The organism is Dietzia sp. E1 (assembly GCF_014145015.1).
GTDB classification, from domain to species: Bacteria; Actinomycetota; Actinomycetes; order Mycobacteriales; family Mycobacteriaceae; genus Dietzia; species Dietzia cinnamea_A.
In genome coordinates, this window is sequence record NZ_JAALDU010000391.1 from 1 (window position 1) to 5,267 (window position 5,267).

General features: G+C 69.5%; 4 protein-coding genes, 1 pseudogene and 1 riboswitch. Of the genes and pseudogenes, 1 reads left to right on the forward strand and 4 read right to left on the reverse strand.

Translation table 11 applies throughout. The annotated features are described in order from the left end of the window. Positions 1-120 precede the first annotated feature (120 nt). From G6030_RS12575 to G6030_RS16575, 3 genes and pseudogenes are all read right to left on the reverse strand, one after another. Positions 121-1,513: pseudogene (locus G6030_RS12575) on the reverse strand (LLM class flavin-dependent oxidoreductase). A gap of 49 nt (positions 1,514-1,562) precedes the next feature. Further along, a riboswitch (TPP riboswitch) is annotated at positions 1,563-1,657 on the reverse strand. Between the two features lie 25 nt (positions 1,658-1,682). Next, entirely contained in the window at positions 1,683-1,913 is a 231-nt protein-coding gene (locus G6030_RS16570; RefSeq protein WP_241724343.1) for a hypothetical protein, read from the reverse strand. Positions 1,914-1,985: 72 nt separating this feature from the next. Beyond that, complete coding sequence (locus tag G6030_RS16575) at positions 1,986-2,504, reverse strand: LLM class flavin-dependent oxidoreductase (RefSeq protein WP_241724344.1); 519 nt, start codon at positions 2,502-2,504, stop codon at positions 1,986-1,988. 233 nt (positions 2,505-2,737) lie between these two features. On the opposite strand from G6030_RS16575, the gene G6030_RS12585 reads away from it, so the two are divergent. Further along, positions 2,738-4,825, forward strand: a complete 2,088-nt coding sequence (locus tag G6030_RS12585) for an NAD(P)/FAD-dependent oxidoreductase (RefSeq protein ID WP_182643350.1) — start codon at positions 2,738-2,740, stop codon at positions 4,823-4,825. 59 nt (positions 4,826-4,884) lie between these two features. On the opposite strand, the gene G6030_RS12590 is transcribed toward G6030_RS12585, so the two are convergent. Then, positions 4,885-5,267 (reverse strand): sulfite exporter TauE/SafE family protein (locus G6030_RS12590; RefSeq protein ID WP_182643349.1); only part of this gene is annotated, 383 nt, incomplete at its 5' end.

The window sequence follows — 5,267 nt, forward strand, 5'->3', positions numbered from 1 at the left end:
CCAAGGGCGGCGCCGGGCTCATCATCACCGGCGCGTGCGCGATCGCGTTCCCCGTCGGCGCCGCCTCGCTCAAGGAGCCGGGCCTGTCCGACGACAAGTACATCCCCGGCCCCAAGGCGTTCACCGTCGACGGTAGGAGGCGCCACGGTGGGATCTCGGCAGCAGGTCGCCGCGCCCGAACATCCGGGAGCGCAAAGTGCCGGGTTCCGCTGTCAGTGGATATGAGCCACGGTGCTGCAGCACCGGCACGAGGTGCTCGATGACGTCCTCCCAGGTGCCGGGGTTGAGCGCGTAGGCCAGGTTGAAGCCGTCCACGTCGGTTTCCGCCATGAACCACTCGAGCGCATCGGCCACGGTCTCTCCCGACCCCACCACCACGGGGCCGCCCGTCGCGTTGAACCGGGCACTGTCGCGCAGCGTCCACCGCCCGTCCGAATCCGCGGCGCCCGACAGACTCGCCACCGTGGTCTGGATGGCCTCGGTGGCCACCGGATCCATTGGGGCGTCGAGGTCCTGTTGCGAGAGATCAATTCCCGACCAGCCGGAGTTGAGCACCAGATTGCCAGTCTCCGAGGCGTAGGAGAAGACGTCGCGGTACTTGGCCTCGGCCTCCGCGTCCGTCTCATCGACGACGATCGTCAGGAGCGCATAGATGCGCGCGGCATCCCGCCCGCGGCTCGCCGCCTCCAGTCCCGCGCGGATCCCGCTGACCTGATCACGGGTCTGCGCAAGAGTCGGGGCCGCCACGAAGATCGCCTCCGCGTTCTCGGTGGCAAAACGGACACCACGCTTCGACGCGCCGGCCTGGTAGATGACCGGGGTCCGCTGGGGCGACGGCTCCGAAAGATGCATGCCGGGAACGGTGAAGTACGTGCCGTCGTGGCAGATGGGGTGGACCTTCGTCGGATCGACAAACGTGTCACGCTCCGCATCGAGCACCACGGCGTCGTCCTCCCACGACCCCTCCCACAGTTTGTAGAGCACCTCCAGGTACTCGCCCGCGATCGTAGCGATCGTCATGGGAGAGCTGGTCGGTCTCGCCCAGGTTCTGCGCCGCGCTCTTCAGATACCCCGTCACCACGTTCCACCCCACCCGGCCGCCGGTCAGGTGGTCGAGCGTCGACATCCGCCGGGCAAAGGTATACGGATGCTCTGCCGAGGTACTGGCCGTGATACCGAACCCGAGATTCCCCGTCACCGCAGCCATGGCGCTGACCAGCATCATCGGGTCGTTCATCGGGGCCTTCGCCGCGGTCCGCAGAGCGGCGTCAGCACTACCGCCGTAGACGTCGTACGGGCCGAGTGCGTCCGCGAGGAAGATGCCGTCGAAGAGCCCACCCTCCAACAGCCGCGCCAGCCGGAGCCAGTGCTCCAGGCTCGTATAGTCCCGGGACCGATCATGCGGGTGCCGCCAGAGCCCGGGAATCTGGTGGCCCACGCCGTTGATGGCGAAGGCGTTGAACCGAATCCTGCGCCTCTGCCGCCCGTCAGCTGCATCGGATCGCGACGCCATAGATCTCCTCGCGGTAGTCGGGGGACCACCGCACGAGCGGGCGTGGCCGGAGCAGCGCCAGTGACATCCCTACGCGAGGACAAACTCGATCAGGTTCGCTCGGGTGTGATCTCAGCCCCCGGCGGGGCACCCCGTGTCACCGCACACACTACCCGTCGTCGATGAACGCTCACGGCGGACCATCCGCGCGTAGGTGGGCCACGACCCCGGCCATCGCGCGGTCACGGTCGGGGTTATCCGGCATCGCCAGGGTCACTCCGGCCGCCATACCGGCGGGCAGCCGCGCGACTCGGCGCAGTATCGTCTCGGCGAGGTCACCGTAGCGTGCGTTGACCACGACGGAGTCCAGAACCTCGTCGGTGACGACCTCGGTCAGCCGGTCCCATCGGCCGTCGCGCACGAGGGCCGCCAAACCCGCCTGCAGGTCCGGAAAGCCCTACCGCTCGAGCGCGTGCCGGTAGGCGGGAGTGGATTAGAGAAAAGCGAACAGGCGACGTCGTTCCTCCCGCGCGGTGGCGAGGTCATCGGCGGTCTCGCCGGTGATTACCTGCAGGCCGGTGACGATCTCGAACCCGTCGAGCGACCGGCCCGCCTCCGGGGCTCCTGCCTCCAGAGCCGGGAGGCAGGTCCCGGCCACGTAGGCACGGTCGGAGTTGGTGGGATGGGTGATGAGCCCATCAGCGCCGGTCCCCGCCACCGCCAGCATGCGAGGGCCCACCGCGCCCAGGTAGATCCACGGTGTGGGGGTCTGCTCGTCCGGGCCGGGGTTGAAGTACGGCTGCAGGCGGGTGAGCCGGTAGTGCCGCCCCTCGAACGGGGTGAGCTCGCCAGTGCGGAACGCCGCGAACGCCGCACGAAGGAGTTGGACATAGTCGTCCATCCGGTAGGCCGGCGCCGACCACGGCATCCCGTAGCGGTCCTCGATGTTCTGCCGGACCTGTGTCCCCAACCCCAGCTGGAGTCGGCCCCGGAGATCAACGACAGGTCCCATGCCGAGTACGCGGCCGCCAGGGGACTGCGGCGGCCGACGGGGAGATCGCCGCATCGGTGCTGGTGCAGACCTTCATCCGTCCTGTCTACCGGGCACCCGCACGCGTTCCGGGACCGCACCCCTCGTCGTCGCCGCCGCCATGGCCGCTCCCAAAACTGGAACCTGTTATCGACACCCGTCGACTCGGGCGTAATCTATCCCGTGTGACTACCCTCACCGCCTTTCCTCAGCTGATGTCCCCGGGCCGGATCGGCCCCATGGAGACCCCCAACCGCATCGTCCTGCCGGCCATGGACATGAACGTCTCCGAGGACGGTGAGATCGAGCAGTCGGAGATCGACCACTACGTCGCCCGCGCCAAGGGCGGCGCCGGGCTCATCATCACCGGCGCGTGCGCGATCGCGTTCCCCGTCGGCGCCGCCTCGCTCAAGGAGCCGGGCCTGTCCGACGACAAGTACATCCCCGGCCTCAAGGCCCTCGCCGACGCCGTGCACGCCGCCGGCTCCAAGCTGTGTGTGCAGTCCACCCACCACGGCAAGGTCGCCCGCGTGGACGTGGCCAACGACCGGCCGGTGATCGCCCCCAACGAGCCGGACTACAGCTACGACATGTCCGCGCTGGCCGACAGCACCCCCGAGGAGCTCGGCAAGATGGGCGCCGCCACCGGCGGCAAGAAGACCGTCTACAAGGAGATGGACCACGACGACATCGCGTGGCTCATCAACACCTGGGCCGACGCCGCCGAGCGGATCGCCAAGGCCGGCGCCGACGCGATCGAGATCCACGTGGCGCACGGCTACATCCTCGGCGTGTTCCTCAACAAGCGCGACAACCAGCGCACCGATGAGTACGGCGGATCGCTGGTCAACCGGGCGCGGCTGGCGTGCGAGGTCATCTCCGCCGTCAAGGAGCGCGTGGGGGACAAGCTGGCCGTGCTGGTGCGCGTGTCCGGCGAGGAGTACGGCCAGGAGGGCGGGCTCGAGCTGGACGAGGCGATCCTGGCCTCGCAGCTGTTCGAGAAGGCCGGCGCCGACGCCATCCACGTCACCGGCTGGGGCCGCAACCCCTTCGACAACTTCACCGACGGCCCCCTGCCCGACACCATCGGCGCCTACGTGGACAACGCCGCGGCCATCAAGCAGGCCGTGTCGGTGCCGGTCATCGCCGTGGGTCGCATGCTGCCCGAGGTGGCGGAGAAGGCGATCGACGACGGCAAGGTGGACTTCGCCGCCATGGGCCGGCAGCTGCTCGCCGATCCGGACCTGCCCAACAAGCTGGCCACCGGGCGGCGGTCCGAGGTCCGGCCGTGCATCAACTGCTACCTCTGCGTGGCCGAGAACTTCTTCGACGACACCCCCTTCTGCGCGGTGAACCCGGCGCTGGGTAACGAGAAGCTCCTCCCGCTGACGCCCGCGCCCAAGCGAGATCACGTCGTGGTGGTGGGCGCCGGACCCGCCGGGCTCGAGGCCGCGGTGGTCCTCACCGAGCGCGGACACCGCGTGACCGTGCTGGACAAGGCCGACCGGTTGGGCGGCACCATGTGGTTCTCCACCATCACCACGCCGGACAACGAGCCGCTCATCCGCTTCTTCGCCGCCGAGATCGAGCGGCTGGGCATCGACGTGCGCCTCAACACCGAGGCGACCGTGGAGACGATCCGTTCGCTCGGCGCCGACCGGGTGATCGTGGCGACGGGCGCCAAGCGTCCCGCCCCGGCCATCCCGGGCGGCGACCTGCCGCACGTGCACACCGGCGACTCGCTACGCGCGACCATGCTGGGCACCGCCACCGCCGACGAGGCCGGGCTGTTCCTGCGCCTGGTCGGGCGGCTGGGCAAGCTGTCGACCATCACCAAGCGGCCGGCGTGGATCCGGAACCTCACCAAGATCGCGCTGCCGATGGGCAAGAACGTCGTGGTGATCGGCGGATCGCTGGTGGGCCTGGAGCTGGCCGAGTTCCTGGCCGAGCGCGGGCGTCGCGTGACCCTGCTGCACGAGTCGCAGCAGCTGGGCCTGCCGCTGGCGATGCCGCGCCGGTGGACCGCGGTGCGGCATGCCAAGGAGCACGGCGTGGACATCCAGCGCCGTGTCTCGGTCACCCGCATCACCGAGTCGGGCGTGGAGTGGACCGACGCCAAGGGCAACGCCAAGTCGGCCGCGGCTGACATGGTGATCTACGCCGACGGCACGATGGCCGCCGCGCCGCTGGCCGACGAGCTGCGCGCCGCGGGTATCGACTGCGAGGTCGTGGGCGACGCCGGCGAGGTGGGCTACATCCACGGCGCCATCCACTCGGCGTTCAAGGTCGCGTCGGTCGACTGATCGAGCCGTTCTCTAGCGGAGGCCGCCCGGTTCCCCGGGCGGCCTCCACTAGAGAACTTCTACGCCAAGACGGCGCCGCCCCTCTGGCGATCCCCAGACTTGCTTATCGCGCAGCGCTCCTTGAATCCGAGGAGGCAGACCGCCGCTGCCACGGCCAGGAACGCGACGACGCCGAGAATGATCGGCCCGGCGGGGAACGGCAGCTCCTGCGACAAGACGAACGCGCCCATGAGCAGGACGAAGACCCCGAAGCCCTTGCGTAGCGCCCGCTCCGGCACGACGGAGGTGAGCCGGATGCCGACGAAGGAACCGGCGATGGCGGCGGCCGTGACGGCGGCGACGAGCGGCCAGTCGAGGCTGACCGACGTGAGGTAGCCGCCGAGACCGGCGAAGGACTTCATCGCGATGACGAGCAGGGAGGTGCCCACGGCGGCCGTCATGG